Here is a 21,015-nt window from a genome sequence, read left to right on the forward strand (position 1 = left end):
ATGTGGTGCGTCGTCATGTTTGATCTACCTACCAAGACGGCACAAGATAAACGTGAATATTCACGGTTTAGAAATTCTTTATTGGATATTGGGTTTTCAAGGGTTCAATACAGCGTTTATGCTCACTACTCTCCCACTGGACTGATTGGTACTCGGCTGGTTAAAGCAATTAAAGCAAATCTGCCCATTGGCGGAGAAGTACGGATCTACCATCTAACGGATAAGCAATGGGCAAAAGCCATTCGTTTTTCCAATCATCACGAGGAAATTCCTGATCCAGAACCCGAGCAACTTATGATTTTTTAATCAAAAGGGCGCCAGAAAATGGCTTTCTGGCGCCCTTTTCTAACTCTCCTGAAGTCTATCAGGGAGTTAGGTAACTGATTCCCAGCCAACCAACGGAACAGTAACAGCGTATCCGAAGTCTATCAGGGAGTTAGGTAACTGATTCCCAGCTGGGCAACAAAGTGCACATGTTTCTCTGGAAGTCTATCAGGGAGTTAGGTAACTGATTCCCAGCTGGGCAACAAAGTGCACATGTTTCTCTGGAAGTCTATCAGGGAGTTAGGTAACTGATTCCCAGCGAAGAAGTTGGTGAGTGTTTGGTTTCTGGAAGTCTATCAGGGAGTTAGGTAACTGATTCCCAGCTAACCGCACCGGTTACCGGTAAGAATATGAAGTCTATCAGGGAGTTAGGTAACTGATTCCCAGCCAGCCAACGGAACAGTAACAGCGTACCCGAAGTCTATCAGGGAGTTAGGTAACTGATTCCCAGCTTTCCTTTTTGGTGGAGTTCACTAGTAGGAAGTCTATCAGGGAGTTAGGTAACTGATTCCCAGCAGTTTCACGAATAGCGTCGTGAACAGCCGAAGTCTATCAGGGAGTTAGGTAACTGATTCCCAGCGGCAAGAAGAACGTGTGATAGTTGATTCGAAGTCTATCAGGGAGTTAGGTAACTGATTCCCAGCAGGGTATCGTTTCTATCACAGTGATTCCGAAGTCTATCAGGGAGTTAGGTAACTGATTCCCAGCGACAAGAAGAACTAGTAATAGTTGATTCGAAGTCTATCAGGGAGTTAGGTAACTGATTCCCAGCCGATTCTGATCAGTTCGCGAGCGAAGTTGAAGTCTATCAGGGAGTTAGGTAACTGATTCCCAGCCGCAACCGTAGACAGGTGGCAAGACCGCGGAAGTCTATCAGGGAGTTAGGTAACTGATTCCCAGCATGGGTGAATATGCCTGATTCGATTGACGAAGTCTATCAGGGAGTTAGGTAACTGATTCCCAGCCAACACGGGATTTCTTTATTGTGGCAGAGAAGTCTATCAGGGAGTTAGGTAACTGATTCCCAGCAGTTCTGTCTTGTATCGCCGCAGGTAGAGAAGTCTATCAGGGAGTTAGGTAACTGATTCCCAGCATTGACGCACGTTTAAATTCTTTAAGGGGAAGTCTATCAGGGAGTTAGGTAACTGATTCCCAGCCAGGCAAATAAATACAATTATTTGGTTGGAAGTCTATCAGGGAGTTAGGTAACTGATTCCCAGCTCCATTTTCTTGTTTCCTTCCAAATCGGGAAGTCTATCAGGGAGTTAGGTAACTGATTCCCAGCCTGGTCATCAGCTCAGCATACTGCTTCGGAAGTCTATCAGGGAGTTAGGTAACTGATTCCCAGCGACGACGACGGATCCTAAAGACTGTCGTGAAGTCTATCAGGGAGTTAGGTAACTGATTCCCAGCTGTAAAAATCTACCTTACCGCCACCCATGAAGTCTATCAGGGAGTTAGGTAACTGATTCCCAGCTCCGTATGTTTTACCGAGTCCGCGGGCGGAAGTCTATCAGGGAGTTAGGTAACTGATTCCCAGCATGAGTAATTTGATAAGGAGGTAAAACAGAAGTCTATCAGGGAGTTAGGTAACTGATTCCCAGCCTCGCAACGCATGACTGGTCGCTTAACGGAAGTCTATCAGGGAGTTAGGTAACTGATTCCCAGCCAATATTTGATTTCGTTGCCGACGGAACGAAGTCTATCAGGGAGTTAGGTAACTGATTCCCAGCCTCCAAATTAAGATAGGCCTAGAACTTTGAAGTCTATCAGGGAGTTAGGTAACTGATTCCCAGCACCAACGTAAACAAGGAAATCGCAAACTGAAGTCTATCAGGGAGTTAGGTAACTGATTCCCAGCCGAGCTAGCGATCCACGATAATAAGATCGAAGTCTATCAGGGAGTTAGGTAACTGATTCCCAGCTACCGCGATTTCGCTTGTCATAGCGTCAGAAGTCTATCAGGGAGTTAGGTAACTGATTCCCAACATTGAGCGACGGCACTCCATGAGATTAGAAGTCTTTCTATACGAACCGGGAATCTGGTCCTTAACTCGGACCGAATTCCCGGCACACTTAGCTACTCATGGAATCCGTCAATCCACATTCACTCAGTCAACAAGTAGCGGATGTATGTTTCCAGTGATCCTCCATCGATCGCATTATCCACTTCTTCCTGAACCGCAGGATTTTCAATCTGGAACAAGTAACGCCACGTAGATTCTTCGCCACCCTTGTAGGCAACTACCGCTTCGCCGTCTTCAGACCCCTGATGTTCAATAGCAGGCTCCCAACCACACACATGTACAGCCTCAAATATCTTCTCCAGACGGCGCTCATAACCAGGGGTGAATCTCTCACCTTCCCAGTTCCAAGCATTACTTTCACCGTCCGATTCACGGGGAAATGTCAATTCTTTCATCGTCACTCTCCTGCTCTCTTTTCAGCGTCAACGTCGCTACCAGCCACGGCTTCTTCGAACACCTCGATAATGCCTTTATTAAATGCTTCAATATCGCGTGGGCTACGCGAACTCAGCAAGTTTCCATCTCTATGAAATTCCGAATCAATCCATGTTGCACCGGCGTTACGAAGATCAGTGCGGATACGCGTCGTCGACGTCAACGTACGGCCCTCCAACGTCCCGGTTTCAATCAAGATCCAAGCACCATGGCAGATCGGCGCAACTGGTTTACCTGCGTCCATGAATGCCTTAACAAAACTCTGTGCCTTTTCATTAGTGCGGATCTTATCTGAGTTCAGAGTTCCACCTGGCAAAACCAGAGCAAGGTAATCGTTCGGATCAGCATCATCCAACGTGATATCCACTGGGAAATCAACGCCACGATCCCAGTCACCCACTAAGCCCGTGATGTTCCCTAGCTCCTCTGAAACAAGAACGGGCTCGCCACCAGCTTCTTTGACAGCTTTCCAAGGTTCGGTTAGCTCAGCTTCTTCAAAGCCACGCTTCGCCAGAAAAGCAATCTTCTTTCCATTAAGTCCCGTCATGATTCCTCCATTAATGCGCTTAACACTCCATTGTTTGCACGCCACCTTGTTTGTTCAACCAACAAGCGGTAAACATTTCTACGGATCGATATCTATTCACTTTAGTTTTTGAACTGATCGGTGTAAAAATATTATTTTGGTAGCGAACATAGAGGTGGAGCAGTTGCATTCTTCTAGCAACTGCTCCACCTCTGCCCCTCGCCAATGATCTAAAACTCAATCACTTAATATCGTTGGCGGTCAGATACTTCGGAATCCAAACACAATTAATCGGCTTAGCAGCAGGAGGATTAAGAGCATTTAAAGAAAGCTGAAGTGCAACTTCGTCGTACGTCATGTTCGGATGCCCATGACTATCAGCTGGGCATACATCTTGAACATTCATATTGGTTACATTCGGGGCATCCGGCAGGAAAGACCGCGTATGCGGAGTAATGATCGTATCGAGCGTAGTTGAAATAACCGTGTACTTAATATCTGGATAAACTATTTGCCCAGAATTGAGATCAGCCATGAACTGCGAACCGATGAGCTGCTGGAGCAGAGCCTGCGAGTTATGCCCATTAAGCACGTTCGTTTCTAAATTCGGGTAACGCTCAAGCAACTGCCTAAGAAGCTGGTCAGTCCCCATCATAGTGGTACCACTATTAGATGGGACAAGACCGATAAGTTTATCCACTTTCTTATCTCCACCAAACCACTTGATATATGCCCTTGGGAGTGCACCACCACCTTGGGAATGGCCGATAATATCAATCTTCTGAGAACCTGTAGCTACCAAGATTCGATTAATGTAGCCGGCCATAAATGCCGCACTTTGCTTGATATCACCCATGAATGACATTGCGTCTCGCTGCGGGTTCGTTGCTGGGTTGTAGTTAAAGGTAAAAACACAGTAACCAGCTTGCTTCAAGTGAGGTGAAAAGAATGCCCAAGCGGTGTAAGCATCATTTCCAGTTCCCGGGATAAGAATAATTGGGTTGGTTCCCGGAGCAGGCTTACAGGTGAAATCGTTTGCACCCAGGGGGTTGAGACCGGGCGTCTTCAATGCAAGTGAAATCGCCCCAACAAAAGTGTGGCGGTCTGGGCCGACCCCTTGGGATGGTACTCCCCCAGGGCTCGTAATCGCTTCAACACCACCCGGGTTATCGATCGTTGGTTCAGCTGCTTGAGCTACTGTGCCTATTCCAAGGCTAAGTACCAGTGCAGAAACAGCAGCAGATAGCTTTACGTAAAACTTCATTGTTTTCTCCTATCGTCACGAATTGCTGTTGATTCGAGACGATAAACAGTTTATCGAACATTCAATCATTCTGCTCACAAAACTGAGATAAATCAGAATTGAGGTGGGTTGGACAACACTACTTAAAGCATTTCCAATCCCACCTCAATACTAGGTAGATACCCTCCGGGTTACTTCACGGTATATTCAGCTGTCCCCTTAATGTCATTGACGGAATCAGCTACAAACACCTTGTATGCGCCAGGAAGAACGATATATGAATGAGTATTCACATCCCAGACGTTGAGTTCTTCAGGCCCCACTGTCACGGTTACCGTTTTTGTTTCACCGGGCTGCAACGTTACCTTGTCAAATCCAACAAGTTCCTTTGGAGGAGTTTGAAGACCCGGAGACTTTGGCTTCCCCACGTAGAACTGTGGAGTAACCGCTCCAGCACGTGAACCAGTATTTGTTACATCGACCGAGACCTTGAAAGAGTCTGAACGAGATCCTGAATCCTGCGAAATAGCAACATTACTGTAGTGGAACGTGGTATATGAAAGACCTGATCCAAAGGTGAAAGCAGGCTCAACGTTCTTTTCGTTGAACCATCGATATCCCATAAACACGCCTTCGGTGTACTTCATGTTAAATCCACCATTGGCTCCAGGGTATTGATCGGAGGTTTCTAGAGCCTTTTGACCAGCGGCCGGGAAAGTCAACGGCAAACGCCCAGAAGGATTCACTTCACCAAATAGTAATCCAGCTGTTGCTTCGCCACCGGCTTGCCCCGGATACCAAACATTCAAAACAGCACGTACGTCTTTAAGCCATGGCATCAATACAGGACCACCGACTTGCGTAACCACAACGGTGTTCTTGTTGTTTGATGCAGCAATATTCACTGCATTATTTTCAACAAGGTTGAAATCAAGGCTAAGACGATCAAGAAGTTCAGAAGATTGCTGAGTTGCAACCACAATCACTACATCTGCTTTTGGTGCCTTGATAGCAATTCCCGCTGGATTCCATTCTGAAACCCACGAAACTTCACTGTCAGGCAACCGCTTCTTTATCGCATCCAGAGTTGAAACTGATTCGATCGCCTTAGTATTTGACGATCCGCCTCCACTCATTTGGGACTTTGCAGCATTACCCACTACTAAGACGTGTTTGAGGTCTTTACCTAGTGGAAGCGCGCCATCATTCTTCATCAGAACAGCACCTTCTTGGGCGACCTTAAGAGCAACGGCATTACCGCGAGCGGCAGGAATTTCCTTCATATCACGTACACGATCCCCTCGCGTTGAGTCCCAGTCATGATCAAACAAACCAAATCGGAACATTTGGACGAGGGTTTCTTTAACACGTAAGCGCACAACGTCCCACGTCATCTCACCGTTCGCAATAGCAGATCGAATCCGTTCTGGGCTAGTCCAAAACGACCAAGGCAGCTCAATATTTAGACCATCTCGAATATCTGTTGGAGACCACGCCGCAGGATAATCGGTAAGAACAAGACCCTTAAAACCGTGAGTTTGACGCAAATCCTTAATCAATGTGGAATCGGAGCCACACGCAGTATCTCCATTAACTTTATTATATGAGCACATTACCGTTGCAGGTTCTGCACCATGAATCGCGATACGGAATGGCTTTTCATAAATTTCATGAAGCGTACGTTCATCGATATCCATGCTTGCTAGCGTACGATTCAAATCTTGGTTGTTAGCAACATAGTGCTTGAGCGTGGACATAATTCCAACACCTTGCATTCCTTGGACATTTGCACTCGCTAACCGCCCAGAAAGTAACGGATCTTCACCAAAGTATTCAAACGTTCGCCCGCCCAATGGATTACGCGCAAGATTGAAGCCCGGTCCGAAAAGTAGATCTTGACCTCGATCCTTTGCATCTTGACCAATCGCCTGGCCGTAATCGTGAGCAGCCACAGTATCCCAAGTGGATGCTTGTACAATCGGCGCTGGCATTTGCGTTGCTGGCTCACCATTACGTAAACCCGAAGGGCCATCAGACATCACAAATGCTGGTACCTTTAACTCTGGGATCGGAGGGATATAGCCTATAAAATGGGGTCCGCCTCCCGGAGCTTGACCGCCGGTCAACATACCTTGTCCATGCAACATATGGATAAGCTGATCCTCGTTCATGGCATTAACAAGAAGATCCGCTCGCTCTTGTGCCGTTTTGTTCGAATCTAGCCACGGCATATCGGAGTCTGCTACTGCCACATTTGGAATAGTGACAAGGGCGAGTACAGCAATTGCTCCAGTTACTTTTGAGAAAAATTTTTTCTTCAAAGTAAAGCTCCTAACTTAAATCAGACACCTTCATCGATATCTAGCACTACAAGATCTATATATATCTTAAATGTGACTTAAGTTAAAGAGTTTCCATCAAAATGTCACCTAACAAAAAAGAGTATTTTGACGATTTAACATAGTTGGGCTTTGGTAAAGAAAAATTAATAAATTTTGGTAACGTTATGAATTACTGCAGAACAATTGCTATTGCAGCCGCAGCCCCGGAAGCCAGCATTGCAAAAATAACAATTAAAGCAATAACTTTTTGCCCCCGCCCAGGCTTTTTTGGTTTCCAATCATCGTGCGATGGTGCCATAATTTCGCTCCTTGCTTGAAACTATTGTGGGAGGAAATTCCACACCACATAGTAAAGGAATTCCTCCCACAATAGTTTCACTTTTCAGTGGCTATCATTCAAATTCCAGACAGCTCACAGTAAGCACAGTTTAATTACGTGCAGCTTTGCCATCCGTATAGTCAGAGTCTTTGCTCTCCCACGCAAACATCTTACGTAACTCAACACCAACTTTTTCGATGGGATGATCTTCGGCTTTCCTGCGAAGCGCTTTAAACTCCGGAGCTCCAGAATCTTGATCATCGATGAATCGCTTCGCGAAAGCTCCCGATTGGATATCCGCCAAAACATCCTTCATGTTTTCCTTGACTTGCGGCGTAATAACACGAGGTCCAGAAACGTAGTCTCCAAACTCCGCCGTATCAGAGATCGACCAGCGTTGCTTTGCAAGACCGCCTTCGTTAATGAGGTCAACGATAAGCTTTAGTTCATGGAGCACCTCAAAGTACGCGATCTCAGGCTGGTAGCCGGCCTCGGTCAAGGTCTCGAAACCGTACTGGATTAGCTGGGAAACGCCGCCACATAGAACTGCCTGTTCTCCGAACAAATCAGTTTCAGTTTCCTCCGTGAAGGTCGTCTTAATCGCACCTGCACGAGTTCCACCAATTGCCTTCGCATAGGAAAGTGCAAGGTCCCAAGCCTGGCCAGAGGCATCACTTTCAACTGCAACGATATCTGGCACGCCACGTCCTTCTTCGAACTGACGACGAACAATGTGCCCAGGACCCTTTGGTGCCACCATACAAACGTCGTGACCGGCGTCGGGCTTGATGTAACCGAAACGGATATTGAAACCGTGGGCGAAGAATAGTGCGGCGTCAGCTTTCAGGTTTGGTTCAATATCATTCGCGTAGATGGTCCGCTGATGCTGGTCAGGCGCAAGGATCATCACTACATCGGCCTGTGCAACAGCATCAGCTACCGTAGCCACCTCAAGACCCTGTTCCTGAGCCTTAGTAATCGACGACGACCCCTCCCGTAGACCGACGACGACACTCACACCCGAATCACGCAGGTTAAGTGCGTGAGCATGGCCCTGTGAGCCGTATCCAATAACAGCTACACGCTTGGACTGGATTAACGAAAGATCTGCATCTGAGTCATAGAAGATTTCTGCCATGATTTACTCCCTAAATTGAGTTTATGTTTTCTTAATTGTCGTTTTGTGGACTTTGTAGTTCTTGAAGTACTTGCTCACTGATTGAACGTGCCCCACGACCGATTGCTACGGTTCCAGTCTGGACGATCTCCTTAACGCCGTATGGTGCGAGCGCCGTCAGTAAAGCGTTCATCTTCGCTTCCGATCCCGTTGACTCGATCGTAATAGCATCAGGCACGACGTCCACCACGCGTCCGCGGAACATCTCGACTATCTGCAAGACGTTTGTGCGGTTAGCATCGTTGGCACCAACTTTGACTAGGATGAGCCGGCGTTCCACAGCTGTCTCATCGTGAAGCTCCTCGATGTGAATGACGTTCACTAGCTTGTTGAGCTGTTTCTGAATCTGCTCAAGTGGGTGTTCATCAGCAACTACTACCAAGGTAATTCGCGATAGCGACGGATTCTCGGTCGGACCAACCGCCAAAGAATGAATGTTGAAAGCACGGCGTGCAAAAAGCCCCGATACCCGAGCCAACACACCTGGTTTATTCTCAACTAATACTGAAAGCGTATGGTTACTCATTTTTCCTCTTAATCATCAAGTCCGCTGAAGTCTGGGCGCACATCACGTGCGTATTGGATTTCATCATTAGAAAGTCCGGCCGGAACCATCGGCCAGATCATCGCGTCAGGTGAAACGACGAACTCAACCACAACGGGTCGATCGTTAATAGCCATTGCCTCTTCGATTGCCGCGTCAACATCTTCGGGGCATTCCACTCGGATTGCCGCACAATCGTAGGCATCTGCAAGCTTCATAAAATCTGGAATCCTCCGGCTACCATGCCCAGTATTCAACTCAGTGTGCGAATAGCGCTTCTCGTAGAAGAGGTTTTGCCACTGCCTGACCATTCCAAGTGAGGAGTTGTTGATCAATGCTACCTTGATTGGGATGTCATTGATACGGCAGGTGGCGAGCTCTTGATTCGTCATCTGGAACGAACCATCACCATCAATGCACCAAACAGTTTTATGTGGGTTTCCCACCTTTGCGCCCATCGCCGCCGGGATTCCGAATCCCATCGTTCCAGCCCCACACGAGGTTACCAACTGACCGGGGAAATTAAATTTGACGTATTGCTGAGCCCACATCTGATGCTGACCAACGCCCGTTGAAAAAATCGAATCCGGAGCAAGCATCCCCAGTCGCTCAATTACATATTGCGGGCTCATAAGATTATCCGACGTATCTTGATAACCAACCGGAAAAGTTTCCTTCACCGAGTTCAAGAATTTCCACCACGGCTTAATATCTGCACGTCCATACTGTTCGAAAGCGGGTTCAAGCACTGCTAAAAGATCTGTAAGCGTCTCTTTGAGGTCGCCCAGCAAAGCAATATCCGCAAATCGATTCTTTGAGATTTCAGCAGGGTCGACATCCGCGTGAATTACCTTAGCAAGAGGAGCAAATGACTCCAGATGCCCTGTTACACGATCGTCAAAACGGGCACCGAGCGTAATCAACAAATCGGAGCGCTGCATGGCGACGACGGCGGGAACAGTTCCGTGCATACCTGGCATACCGAGGCAACGCTCGTCCGAATCTGGGAACGCACCACGAGCGTTCAGCGTGGTCACGACTGGGAAACCAGTTTTCTCTACCAGCTCTAGGAGTAGCTCGGTTGCTTGAGAACGAACCATACCACCGCCGACATAGAAAACGGGCCGACGCGCAGCAGACATTGCTTCAGCGGCATCGTCGATCACACTCACCGAGGGTTTTAGTGATGGGTGATACCCGGGCAATTGTATGTTAGGTGGCCAAACAAAATCACATTCTTGCACTTGGGCAGACTTAGTAACGTCAACAATAACCGGACCAGGGCGACCCGTCTGCGCTAAATAAAAAGCTTCAGCGATGCGCTGCGGGATCTCGTTCGCATCCGTAATCAGGTAGGAATGCTTCGTCAATGGTAGCGACGCACCCACGATATCTGCCTCTTGGAATGCATCAGTTCCGATTGCACTTGCGCCAACTTGACCAGTGATGACAACGATCGGTACCGAATCTAGGTTTGCATCAAGGAGCGCCGTCACCACATTTGTTGCACCAGGACCAGAGGTTGCGAAGCAGACACCAACTTTGCCGGTGGATACCGCGTATCCTTCGGCGGCGTGGCCTGCACCTTGTTCGTGGCGTACTAGGACGTGGCGAAGTTTTTCCGAATCAAAGAGCGGATCATAGGTTGGGAGAATTGCTCCGCCTGGTAGACCAAAAATATCTGTAACGCCTAGTTCTTCTAGCGAACGGACAATAGAGCGAGCTCCCGTAGACGGTTCACGAATCGTGGCTCGCACCATCGCTTCGCGCATTGATTCAGGATAATCCATCAGCATCTGTGACTGATTGGGTGGCTGAGTCATCTCGCATCACTGACCTTCGTTAAAGGGTATTCATTCCGTATGATTGTTGCTTGGGTAAGAAAAACCCCTCGAAGACTCTCGAGGGGAAGCGCGCCAGTCAATATCAGCTCACCAACCGGCGCGCTGACTAATGAGTGACTGTTGTTTATGCATGCGTTCATCTTAAGCTCGCTTGTTTTAAGCCATCAAATTAATTCAGGTTTATCTCACAATGTGGTTGACAATCTCAGCATCAACCCATGAGTGAGGATCGTTAAAGCCTCCGTGATACAGTTTCACCCCGACAATTGGTGTTTCTAAAAACACAGTGACCATCAGCCCGATTTGGGTCGTTTAGCCTCAGAAATCAGCGTAAAGAGAAATTAGAGTTCAAACGTGAATATTGACGATCAAAACGATTACACCGAATCAATCGCCGCGCATAACCGCCTAGCTCATCAGACTCACGTTGTCTTGCGTTTGGGGCAGTATATGCTCACCGCCGGCGCATCCGCCTACCGTGTTCAAGACGGTATGCAGAAGCTCGCACGCGCCGTGGGAATTGAAAAACTCCATGTTCAGGTAAACTACACCTCGATTACCGCGACTGCTTGGGCAAACGGAACTTTCCGCAGCGAGGTTGTTGAACAGCGTAACCACGGCGTAAATGCGGACAAGATTGACCGTTTTAACGCTTATATCCAGGCACTGCCCACTTCGGGACTCATGGTTGAAGAAGCTGAAAAGGACATCGAAAAGATCCACGGTCGTAAGCCGCTGTACTCAAACCTGATTTCAGCTCTTGCCTCAGGCTTCGCCTGTGCTGGATTCACTTTCCTTAACCTCGGCGGACTCGTTGAATGCTTCAGCGTCTTTATCGCAGCTCTCATCGGTCAATACTGCCGGAAAAAGTTACTCGCCAAGCACTACAACCACTTTTTCGTCTGGATGGTCTGTGGTTTTGTTGCTTCAGGTGTTTACACCTTAATCGTTGTCATTCTCCATGCTTTTAACCTCGTAGATTCTTCACACCAAGCCGGAATGGTCTGTGCCGTTCTGTTCTTGGTTCCAGGCTTCCCACTCGTAACCTCCATCCTTGACCTCATTCGGCAAGACTTCAGCGCAGGTATCTCACGTGGTGCCTACGTCGTCATGCTTTTGATCTCTACCTCAACGGCAGTCTGGGCGTTTTCCGAAATCGCCGACTGGGGAATCCTCGATGTTCACCCAGGCTATTCGCTAACCTTCGCCGGTCTCATGATTGGTCGAACGATTGCCACCTTCATCGCGGCATACGGATTCGCAATGCTCTTTAACGCAGCTCCAACTGCCTGCCTCTTAGCAGCGTTCAACGGTGCATTCATTAACGTAGCCCGCCTTACCGTTAAAGACATGGGATTGAACCCAATCGCTGCGGTTGGCTTAGCTGCGCTCGTAGCGGGATTGATTGCTCACGTACTATCACGTAAGTCCCACTACTCGCGCGTAACGCTCTCTGTTCCGGCTGTGGTTGTCATGATCCCAGGTGTACCGCTCTACCGTGCAATGTCAGTTATGACCAATGGTCAAGACATCTCAAATGCACTCGACTCAATGCTCACGCTTTTGTTCATTATCACGAGTATTGGATTCGGACTTGCTACTGCTCGAATCCTTACCGATCACAACTGGCGAGTTGAAAAGATCCCAACCGTTCCATCTCTCAGTTACATTGATCCGACTCGACACCAACCGCTGAATTAAATAAGCGCATTTGAGGGGTGATGAATTCTCATCACCCCTCATCTCATTCAAATCAGGATTTTACTGGATCACGATCTTTACAACCCACCCAGAATATGTGCCAGCAAGATCTTGACGATCATTGCCACCGGATACGCTAAAGCATATCCAACTGCAACACGTGGATCTGCAGCAGTGCGAGTATTGGCGAATCCAAGAACAGCTGGCTGCGTCTGGGCTCCACCGAGGAAGCCAGAAAGTTGAGTCCCACCCATCTTGAACAATCCACGCTCAACTATGTGAAGTCCAATGCCTACCACGGTGGTAATAATTGCTCCAAGAATCAGGATCTTCCACCAATCACCGCCGGTAAATGCCTGCTCGATCTGAGGTCCAGCATTAGTTCCAGCGCGAGCTAAGAACATCAAGAGACCAATCTCGGCAATTACTTGGTTCGTTGAGAATGGAAGTGCAGTGACGAGCTTTCCAATGCGGCCAAAATAGCCCATAAGAAGACCGATAATAAGGATTCCCGCAGCATAGCCAAGTGCAAAGTGACCACCACCGAAAATTGGAATTTCTATTTCTCCAATGAAATAGCCGAGTGCCAGTCCAAGGCCAAGTGCCACTGGGTTAATATCGGAAAGGCCACGTGCAGAATCACCAAACCACTTCGAAATTTCCTTGAGCTTATAGGTCGGACCAACTACGCGAATACGATCACCCAGTTCTACCTGAAGATTTGGAATGGCCAAGAAGTCGGTATCACCACGGCGAACGCGAGAAATCTTCGCTCCCCACTTTTCTCCAAGCATGGAGTCAAGTTCTGCAACAGTGCGACCAGCCAAAGAATGATTCGAAACAATGATCCGGCGGAAGTCGAGCATGCGGCGATCTGAGCGCAAGGAATGACTGGATTCGTGCCCCAAATACTCAGCAGCTGCCGTAACTCGATCCAAGGTACCAACGATGGTTAAAAGATCATCCTTGTGAAGAACATCGTCGTCAGCTGGAATCCAGATCTTTCCGGTTTCTCCCAACCGCATTCGAGATACTTCGATGGCATCGTCAAAGCGCCTAATGACCGACTTAATAGTTGGTAGATCATCGCGATCCACACGGACATTTAGGTGGGTAACCTTTTCTGGAGCATCGGTATCATACTTACCGTGACGCAATGCGAGTCCGGCGGCAAGAATCATTCCAAGCACACCAAATAGGTAGGCAACCGCATATCCAACCGTCGCAAGACCTTCGTTTCCTGATGCCTCTCCTGCTGCCGCGAGCGCAGGCGTATTGGTAATACCACCAGCAAAGGTTCCCGCGATAAGTGCGATGTCCATGTCGAAAACGTAACGGCCAACCAGATATGCCGTCGTTGCTGAAAGCGAAAGCACCACGACCATACCGATAATCGGTCCAGTTGCTCGCTTCAACGCCGCGAAAAAGTTCTTCCCAGAGTTATTACCAATCGCAAATGCGAAGAGTGCAAGACCTAACACCCCTACATCAGCGGCGATGATCATTCCGCCTCGGTCTGCTGTTGATTTAGTAGGAATCCCTAAGGAAACTCCCCATGCGGAAATTCCAATGGCGAGGAACAAGACCGCGGCAGCTCCTAAGCTGACGCCCTTAATTTTGATCTCACCAAGATACATTCCCACACCCACCAAGAGAAAGGTGAATAGAATGTGGTGATCGGCGAAATACTGCAAAACAGTTGTCACGAATGCCCCTTTGCAACGTCAAACCCACTTTTGTGGACGTTTCAATTATCCACGATCACGTTCGAATGTGAGTAGGGCAACAGTCCCTGAAATTTTTTTGATCTAGGAAATTAACTAAGAACTCGGCGAACCGCTCCTTTATCTGCACTTGTGGCCATTGATGCATAGGCACGAAGTGCCTTTGAAACCTTTCGATCGCGATTACCCTCCCAGGGTAATTCACCCTTTGCACGGCGTCTATGTTCCATTTGCTCATCATCAATCTTGAGCTCAATGCGACGCTCAGGGATATTAATCGAAACCAAATCACCGTCTTCAATTAAACCGATCTCACCACCCGCGGCGGCTTCTGGAGAAATATGACCGATGCTCAAGCCCGAAGTGCCACCCGAAAAACGCCCATCAGTGATCAGCGCACAGCTCTTTCCGAGTCCTAGTCCCTTAAGGAACGACGTCGGGTAAAGCATTTCTTGCATGCCCGGTCCGCCTCGAGGACCTTCGTATCGAATGACGACGACGTCGCCCGGTTTTACGTTTTTCCCAAGTATCAACTCAATGGCTTGTTCTTGGGAGTCAACCACTCGCACGGGCCCTTCAAAAATGAATAATTCTTCGTCAATACCAGCAGTTTTAATAACTGCACCATCACGTGCGATGTTTCCGAATAGAACACACAGACCTCCGTCTTCGGTATATGCATGTTCAATACTTCGGATACATCCTGCTTCGTCGTCGGTGTCAAGACTCTCCCACTCGCTGCGCTGTGAAAACGCCTCCGTGGTGCGTACCCCACCCGGAGCCGCAGAATACAAGGCACGTGCTTCTTCACCGGCAGATTCAGCCCGAATATCCCATTTCTCCAGCCAATGAGCCAAATCTGCCGAATGAACCGAATGAACGCCTTCATTAAGCAGCCCAGCGCGCCACAATTCCCCAAGTAGTGCAGGGATGCCACCTGCTCGGTGGAAATCTTCCATATGAAACTTTGTTGAGTTCGGGGCGACTTTAGCTAGGCATGGAACCTTGCGGGACAGCGCATCGATATCGCCGAGTGAAAAATCAACGTCTCCTTCCTGCGCCGCAGCCAAAGTATGCAAGATGGTGTTCGTAGATCCACCCATCGCGATATCCATAGCCATCGCATTCATAAATGCATCTCGAGTTGCGATATTTCGAGGCAGAACGGAATCGTCGTCGTTATCGTAGTAGCGCTTGCACAGATCCACAATACGTTTACCTGCTTCCACAAACAGCTCACGGCGTCGGAACGAGGTAGCAAGTGTGGAACCATTTCCAGGCAGAGAAAGGCCCAAAGCCTCTGTCAAACAGTTCATCGAATTCGCAGTAAACATCCCCGAGCATGATCCACAGGTTGGGCAGGCACTTTCTTCGATCTGTGCCAGCTCCGCATCCGTAATATATTCATCTGCAGACTGCGAAATAGCATCAACCAAATCGATCTTATGATCCACTACCCCAGCCACCGGTTTTCCAGCTTCCATAGGGCCACCCGAAACAAAAATAACTGGGATATTTAGGCGCATTGATGCCATCAACATTCCCGGAGTGATTTTGTCACAGTTGGAGATACACACGAGCGCGTCTGCACAGTGGGCGTTAACCATGTATTCCACCGAATCGGCGATCAACTCGCGCGAAGGGAGCGAATAAAGCATTCCTTGGTGCCCCATCGCGATTCCATCATCGACGGCGATGGTATTGAACTCTTTGCCAATGCCACCAGCTTCTTCAATTGCCTTGATAACTAGCTGTCCTACATCCTTCAGATGAACGTGGCCAGGAACAAACTGAGTGAAGGAGTTAGCAACTGCAATAATCGGCTTTCCGAAATCCTCGGACTTCATTCCCGTAGCCCTCCAAAGAGCACGAGCACCCGCCATATTTCTTCCCGCCGTCGACGTCGCTGATCGCAATTGAGGCATATTCACTCCTTCATCTCGATGTTCACATTATCCTAGATGGTTAACCGTAAAACACGAAGGAATAGTTCACCCCTCGAACATTTTCAGTTCTTTCGCGCTCTCCAAAGGTAGGTGTGATACGGAAGCGAAACTGGGTTTTCGTCGTCATACCCCAAGTGTTCATAAAGGTACCAGCTCAGATTTGCGCGCATTTTCTTCCGGTTTTCTTCACTCGATTTAATCCACGACGAGCGTGTAGTCCCGAGCTCGAACACCTCCGTCACGCTGAGCTGATCTTCCCATTCAAACACCGTCAACTCTGGGGCACTAAAGTGGTGGGATAGTTCCGGTGCTTGATCGAAACGATGCACGTCACCAGAGCGCATAATCCGAGTAAGGCGATGTACCCATAGAATCGATACATCCAGCTGATTATAAAAAATCGCAACCACGCCATCATCTTTAAGAATCCGGCTCGCTTCGCAACTCGCTGCCTCCTGATTGAGCCAGTGCCAGCACTGCCCGTAAGTTACGACATCTAAAGACGACGACGCTAAGCCCGTGTTCTCCGCAGTTCCATTAAACATGAGTTCCGTTGGAAATTCCGGCAGTGCTAGGTGAAATGCTTCGCGCATTTCCTCAGATGGTTCAACTGCCCAAACCTTTGCGCCAGTGTGAATAAGACGCTGCGTTAATTTACCTGTTCCAGAGCCAATATCGGCACATGTTTTAGCTGCGGTTAATCCCAGTTTACTAACAGATTCTTGCGGATACGACGGCCGTACATCGATATACGACTGCGTAGTGCACCGTCCAAGGCCTTCAAAAGGATTACTCATAGCATTATTTTGACGCGAAACAGGATTGATCATGAAATCTATGGACACTTTGCGTCCTGTTTAACTGAGCTGTGAGGTGTGCTTGGAAGAAGCTCCACCTTAATTTTTTAGGAAAATGTTTCCCCGAATACAATCCCTTTTCAGAAGTTGCTTCCCAATATTTAGCTTCGATAGTGTTTATTGTGGTGTGTCGGGAAGTCTGGTCGACGTTTTATTGTATTCCATTACTTTCCAAGGAAATGATGTCCCAACTTCCAAAACCTACCCGCACTATTTTTTCTCGCGGTTCATACCCTGAATTCCTCCGAATTGGAGAGATCCTCCGCAAAGAAACCACCGGTGGAATTGCCCTGATCATCGCCTCGATTATTGCGCTGATCTGGGCTAACTCAGCTTTTGATCACTCCTACTTCTCGTTGCGAGACACAGTCCTTAGCGTTCCAAATCCATGGCTTCATCTAGAACTCACGATCGGCGCCTGGGCTGCCGACGGTTTGCTCGCCGTCTTCTTTTTCCTGGTGGGCTTGGAACTCAAATACGAAATTGTCTCTGGAGATCTACGTGACCCTAAACAAGCTCTCGTTCCGGTAGTTGCTGCCTTTGGAGGCGTAATCGTTCCGGCACTGATCTACATGGCAATTAACTTTGCAAATGGTGACACTATCGGTGGCTGGGCGATTCCTACTGCCACCGATATTGCATTCGCCGTGGCCGTCCTTGCAATCATCGGTTCACACCTGCCTTCACCTCTGCGAATCTTCCTGCTAACACTCGCAGTCGTTGACGATCTCATCGCGATTACGATCATCGCCATTTTCTTCACCACCGATATCAACGTCGTGGCATTGGGACTGTTCTTGGTTCCGGTGCTAGTTTTCGGATTTTTGGTTCAAAAATTCCCGAGTTTCTTCGCTTCACACGCGTGGAGCAATTGGATCATTCTCCTTCCACTCGCGATTATAGCGTGGGCTCTCCTTCACGAATCTGGCATCCACGCAACCATCGCAGGTGTAATCCTTGGACTTGTAGTCCCAGCACGTACCCGTGGTAGACACTCGCTGTCATCCTCCCTATCAACTGTTCTCGAACACCGCTTCCGCCCACTTTCTGCGGGTTTCGCGGTTCCCGTGTTTGCATTCTTCGCAGCCGGCGTGAATGTAGGGGGCTGGGATGGATTCACAACGGCAATTTCTTCGCCTGTGACCTTAGGAATCATCGTCGGTCTATGCCTAGGAAAGCCACTTGGAATTGTTATTTCCACGTTCATTGCCACCCGTCTAACCAGTGCAAGCCTCGATCCAGACATTCGCTGGCGCGATCTTACCGGCGTGGGTGTACTAGCTGGAATCGGCTTTACAGTTTCGCTTCTGGTGAGTGAATTGAGCTTTGGAAACGATTCACTCTTTAATGACGCCGCGAAAGTAGGTGTGCTTCTAGCTTCGGTTCTAGCAGCCTTACTCGCATCCCTGATCTTGATTCCGCGTAATAAGAAATATAAAGAGATTTCAGCGGGCGACTACACCGATTCTGACGGTGATTCCGTCCCCGACAGCTTTGATCGAGCTCCGCACGATCCTACTGTTCACTGATTTATTCGAGCGGTACTTATGTAGTGGGGTGGTTAGCGTTTTGACGCTAACCACCCCACTACAACATCTGCACTGCTTCACCTGATAGCTGAGTCTGAACAGCAACTAAGAATCACATACTCGATCCTTGCGAGCACCGATCTCCATTCGGCGACTAACAATCTCGAGGGATTGCTGCCCACCAGCGATATTTCGCGCATCCATCCCTGCATTAATCAGAATGCGCGAAGCAAGGTAGGATCGAATTCCCGAAGCACAGTGGACGAATACCGGCCTTCCGGCGGCAACTTCACGTACGTCGTCGATACGGTTGCGAAGCTGACCCAACGGAATCTTGAGCGAATCTTCCAGAGCCCAATTGCGCACTTCGTCGTCGTTTCGCACGTCTAAGATGATCCCTTGTTCACGCGCAGCTTTAAGGTCATCTGGTTGATGGATAAGGACGAACTTATCCAGGTGATTTTGGGCAATAAAACCGAGCATATTCACTGGGTCTTTTGCAGCTCCGACTGGTGGCGAATACGTAAGTTCAAGCTCAGTCAATTCATCAGCGGTCATACCAGCTCGAATTGCAGTTGCAAGAACGTCAATACGCTTATCAGCTCCATCTTTCCCGACCGCCTGGGCACCAAGCAATTTTCCGGATTCCTCCTCGAAGAAGCCCAACATGTGAATTGTTTCAGCACCTGGGTAATAGGTTACGTGGTTAGTCGGGTGGAGGCGAACAACGAAGTAATCCTTTCCAATGGCATCAAGTTCTCTACGGTTCGCGCCGGTCATGGCGACGATTTGATCGAATACCTTGACAACGGCTGTACCCAAAATAGGTGCGCGCTTTACGTGCGCCTTGCCAAACATGGCGTCCGCAGCGGTGCGACCTTGTCTGTTGGCAGGACCTGCCAACATAATCGAGCCATGTTGCCCCGTCGTTGTCGAAATCTGAGCAGCATCGCCAACTGCCCAAATGTTCGGATCTGAGGTTTGTTGGAATTCATCGACGATGATTGCCCCGTTGTCCCCTAATGCCAGACCAGCATCTTTAGCCAGTTGAGTTTCGGGTACTACGCCAACCGACATTACAACTACGTCAGCGCGAACCGCGGCGCCTTGGTTGTCAACGACTTCTACTTCGTTGTTTCCAACAGCACGAAATTCCCGGACGCTTACCCCTACGCGACTATCAACACCGTGCGCTTTAAGTTCATCGTCGATATATGGTGCAAGGTCCTGGTCTACAGGCGGAAGAACGTGGTCAGCAGCATCGACTACAGTCACTTCGAATCCGCGCTGTGCAAGTGCTTCAACGGTCTCTAACCCGATAAATCCTCCACCAACGACGACGGCGCGCGCCTTGCGACCTTTTCGCATCGCATTTTCTTCAGCCACACCCGCTAGCTCAATAACGCTATCCATCTGCGGAATAGTTCGTAACTGCTGTACCTGAGGTAGTTCCACGCCCTTAATTAGAGGAATAATTCCTCGCGCACCGGTTGCAAGGAGCAGCTTATCATAATGAACCTCTTGGGTTTCGCCTCTGCTTTGAGCGATGACAGTCTTGGTATCGCGATCAATAGAAATCACACGACTTCCCGTACGAACGTCGAGATTCGCACGGATTTTAAGTGATTCCGGAGTGTGAAGAAGTAGAGAATTGCGCGATTCAATATCACCTCCGAGATGATATGGCAGACCACAGTTCGCAAAAGACACGTAGTCCCCTGCTTCGAAAACGATAATATTTGCGCTTTCATCGTGACGACGCATCCGGGCAGCCGCGGACATTCCAGCCGCAACCCCACCAATAACAACAATATCCATGAGAAATTACGTTCCTTCGATTAGCTTGTACTGAAGAGTGATTTGTACTGTCGGCTATTGTTTTAGGCTAAGGACATAAATAGCCTTTCTAAGGCCGCCCGAGATTCGGCACTATCATTAGCGCTGTCGGAACATGCATTGAAGCCCGCTAAAAGCAACGCAAAAGCGGCGCGGTCAACGGCCTTTGACGCAGCGAGCATTTGCATCATCGTTGCTTCGCAAGATTCTCCATTATCAATCATCCCTACCACACCTTGAAGCTGTCCGATAGCGCGGGAAAGCCGATTGCGAACCTTTGTAACTTCATTAGGGTCGATCTGAGCTCCTGAACCAAGCAAAATTGGATTTTGCGCATTCGTTGGCCTTGCCAATTTCCCACCTCTTTTCTTATACCCCCTAGGGTATATAATCAATACAAAAATAGCCACCCTGTTCGGATGGCAACAAATGTAGGCTTGGCTACACGAAGAATCTAACACTAATTAATGCAAGCGATAATCCATAGATCCATTCATAAGTAGGACTGGTTTGTGTGTTGTGTATGTGTGTGGAGGGCTTAACCTTTAACGGGTTAAGCCCTCCACACATTCATGTTTAGATGACGGCGGTGTCCTACTCTCCCACACCCTCCCGAGTGCAGTACCATCGGCGCTGGTAGG

The 21,015-nt window shown here is 48.6% G+C and carries 16 protein-coding genes and 1 CRISPR repeat array; of the genes, 3 read left to right on the top strand and 13 right to left on the bottom strand.

The window, feature by feature from the left end; all coding sequences use genetic code 11:
- Positions 1–306, top strand: a complete 306-nt coding sequence (cas2, locus tag EIH22_RS07295; RefSeq protein ID WP_327537497.1) for a CRISPR-associated endonuclease Cas2 — start codon at positions 1–3, stop codon at positions 304–306.
- A gap of 50 nt (positions 307–356) precedes the next feature.
- Positions 357–2,313: direct repeats of the CRISPR family, unit length 36 nt; unit sequence GAAGTCTATCAGGGAGTTAGGTAACTGATTCCCAGC.
- A 118-nt stretch (positions 2,314–2,431) separates the two neighbouring features.
- Here cas2 and EIH22_RS07300 read toward each other — a convergent pair.
- The 8 genes from EIH22_RS07300 to EIH22_RS07330 form a co-directional block, all read right to left on the bottom strand.
- Entirely contained in the window at positions 2,432–2,746 is a 315-nt protein-coding gene (locus EIH22_RS07300; RefSeq protein ID WP_124055125.1) for a hypothetical protein, read from the bottom strand.
- 2 nt (positions 2,747–2,748) lie between these two features.
- Entirely contained in the window at positions 2,749–3,333 is a 585-nt protein-coding gene (locus tag EIH22_RS07305) for a type 1 glutamine amidotransferase domain-containing protein (RefSeq protein WP_124055126.1), read from the bottom strand.
- Positions 3,334–3,553: 220 nt separating this feature from the next.
- Positions 3,554–4,576: a lipase family alpha/beta hydrolase gene (locus EIH22_RS07310; protein ID WP_124055127.1), complete on the bottom strand. Its 1,023-nt coding sequence runs from the start codon at positions 4,574–4,576 to the stop codon at positions 3,554–3,556.
- Positions 4,577–4,746: 170 nt separating this feature from the next.
- The gene (locus EIH22_RS07315; RefSeq protein WP_124055128.1) at positions 4,747–6,876 is read right to left on the bottom strand and encodes a beta-glucosidase family protein; all 2,130 of its coding nucleotides are present in this window, start codon (positions 6,874–6,876) and stop codon (positions 4,747–4,749) included.
- A 190-nt stretch (positions 6,877–7,066) separates the two neighbouring features.
- Positions 7,067–7,195 (bottom strand): hypothetical protein, encoded by a 129-nt coding sequence (locus EIH22_RS09060; RefSeq protein WP_268808222.1) that lies wholly within the window; start codon positions 7,193–7,195, stop codon positions 7,067–7,069.
- A gap of 130 nt (positions 7,196–7,325) precedes the next feature.
- Positions 7,326–8,354, bottom strand: coding sequence for a ketol-acid reductoisomerase (gene ilvC, locus EIH22_RS07320; RefSeq protein WP_124055129.1), 1,029 nt, complete (start codon positions 8,352–8,354; stop codon positions 7,326–7,328).
- Positions 8,355–8,385: 31 nt separating this feature from the next.
- The gene (gene ilvN, locus EIH22_RS07325) at positions 8,386–8,919 is read right to left on the bottom strand and encodes an acetolactate synthase small subunit (RefSeq protein WP_124055130.1); all 534 of its coding nucleotides are present in this window, start codon (positions 8,917–8,919) and stop codon (positions 8,386–8,388) included.
- Between the two features lie 8 nt (positions 8,920–8,927).
- On the bottom strand, positions 8,928–10,709 hold the full coding sequence (locus EIH22_RS07330; RefSeq protein WP_268808224.1) for an acetolactate synthase large subunit: 1,782 nt from the start codon (positions 10,707–10,709) through the stop codon (positions 8,928–8,930).
- Positions 10,710–11,135: 426 nt separating this feature from the next.
- Between EIH22_RS07330 and EIH22_RS07335 the strand changes: the two genes are divergently transcribed.
- Positions 11,136–12,482 (top strand): threonine/serine exporter family protein, encoded by a 1,347-nt coding sequence (locus tag EIH22_RS07335; RefSeq protein ID WP_268808223.1) that lies wholly within the window; start codon positions 11,136–11,138, stop codon positions 12,480–12,482.
- Between the two features lie 77 nt (positions 12,483–12,559).
- On the opposite strand, the gene EIH22_RS07340 is transcribed toward EIH22_RS07335, so the two are convergent.
- The 3 genes from EIH22_RS07340 to EIH22_RS07350 form a co-directional block, all read right to left on the bottom strand.
- Positions 12,560–14,188 carry an aspartate:alanine exchanger family transporter gene (locus EIH22_RS07340; RefSeq protein WP_124055132.1) on the bottom strand — a complete coding sequence of 543 codons (1,629 nt, stop codon included), beginning with the start codon at positions 14,186–14,188 and terminating at the stop codon, positions 12,560–12,562.
- Between the two features lie 110 nt (positions 14,189–14,298).
- Complete coding sequence (gene ilvD, locus EIH22_RS07345; protein ID WP_407640835.1) at positions 14,299–16,089, bottom strand: dihydroxy-acid dehydratase; 1,791 nt, start codon at positions 16,087–16,089, stop codon at positions 14,299–14,301.
- Between the two features lie 125 nt (positions 16,090–16,214).
- A complete protein-coding gene (locus EIH22_RS07350) occupies positions 16,215–16,949 on the bottom strand; it encodes a class I SAM-dependent methyltransferase (protein WP_160149047.1) in 735 nt (244 codons plus the stop codon).
- A 242-nt stretch (positions 16,950–17,191) separates the two neighbouring features.
- Between EIH22_RS07350 and nhaA the strand changes: the two genes are divergently transcribed.
- Entirely contained in the window at positions 17,192–18,538 is a 1,347-nt protein-coding gene (gene nhaA / locus EIH22_RS07355; RefSeq protein WP_124055135.1) for a Na+/H+ antiporter NhaA, read from the top strand.
- Positions 18,539–18,643: 105 nt separating this feature from the next.
- Here the strand turns inward: nhaA and EIH22_RS07360 are convergent, their stop codons facing one another.
- Together EIH22_RS07360 and EIH22_RS07365 are read right to left on the bottom strand one after the other, a co-directional pair.
- A complete protein-coding gene (locus EIH22_RS07360) occupies positions 18,644–20,356 on the bottom strand; it encodes an FAD-dependent oxidoreductase (protein WP_124055136.1) in 1,713 nt (570 codons plus the stop codon).
- Positions 20,357–20,418: 62 nt separating this feature from the next.
- A complete protein-coding gene (locus EIH22_RS07365; protein WP_200829207.1) occupies positions 20,419–20,727 on the bottom strand; it encodes a metal-sensitive transcriptional regulator in 309 nt (102 codons plus the stop codon).
- Positions 20,728–21,015 lie beyond the last annotated feature (288 nt).

This window comes from Arcanobacterium ihumii (assembly GCF_900604515.1).
In the GTDB taxonomy this organism is placed as follows: domain Bacteria; phylum Actinomycetota; class Actinomycetes; order Actinomycetales; family Actinomycetaceae; genus Arcanobacterium_A; species Arcanobacterium_A ihumii.

Coding starts and splice junctions, on each gene's coding strand:
- cas2 (WP_327537497.1), top strand. CDS start 1: ATGTGGTGCGTCGTCATGTTTGATCTACCTACCAAGACGGCACAAGAT.
- EIH22_RS07300 (WP_124055125.1), bottom strand. CDS start 2,746: ATGAAAGAATTGACATTTCCCCGTGAATCGGACGGTGAAAGTAATGCT.
- EIH22_RS07305 (WP_124055126.1), bottom strand. CDS start 3,333: ATGACGGGACTTAATGGAAAGAAGATTGCTTTTCTGGCGAAGCGTGGC.
- EIH22_RS07310 (WP_124055127.1), bottom strand. CDS start 4,576: ATGAAGTTTTACGTAAAGCTATCTGCTGCTGTTTCTGCACTGGTACTT.
- EIH22_RS09060 (WP_268808222.1), bottom strand. CDS start 7,195: ATGGCACCATCGCACGATGATTGGAAACCAAAAAAGCCTGGGCGGGGG.
- ilvC (WP_124055129.1), bottom strand. CDS start 8,354: ATGGCAGAAATCTTCTATGACTCAGATGCAGATCTTTCGTTAATCCAG.
- ilvN (WP_124055130.1), bottom strand. CDS start 8,919: ATGAGTAACCATACGCTTTCAGTATTAGTTGAGAATAAACCAGGTGTG.
- EIH22_RS07330 (WP_268808224.1), bottom strand. CDS start 10,709: ATGCGCGAAGCGATGGTGCGAGCCACGATTCGTGAACCGTCTACGGGA.
- ilvD (WP_407640835.1), bottom strand. CDS start 16,089: ATGGCGGGTGCTCGTGCTCTTTGGAGGGCTACGGGAATGAAGTCCGAG.
- EIH22_RS07350 (WP_160149047.1), bottom strand. CDS start 16,949: ATGAGTAATCCTTTTGAAGGCCTTGGACGGTGCACTACGCAGTCGTAT.
- nhaA (WP_124055135.1), top strand. CDS start 17,192: ATGTCCCAACTTCCAAAACCTACCCGCACTATTTTTTCTCGCGGTTCA.
- EIH22_RS07360 (WP_124055136.1), bottom strand. CDS start 20,356: ATGGATATTGTTGTTATTGGTGGGGTTGCGGCTGGAATGTCCGCGGCT.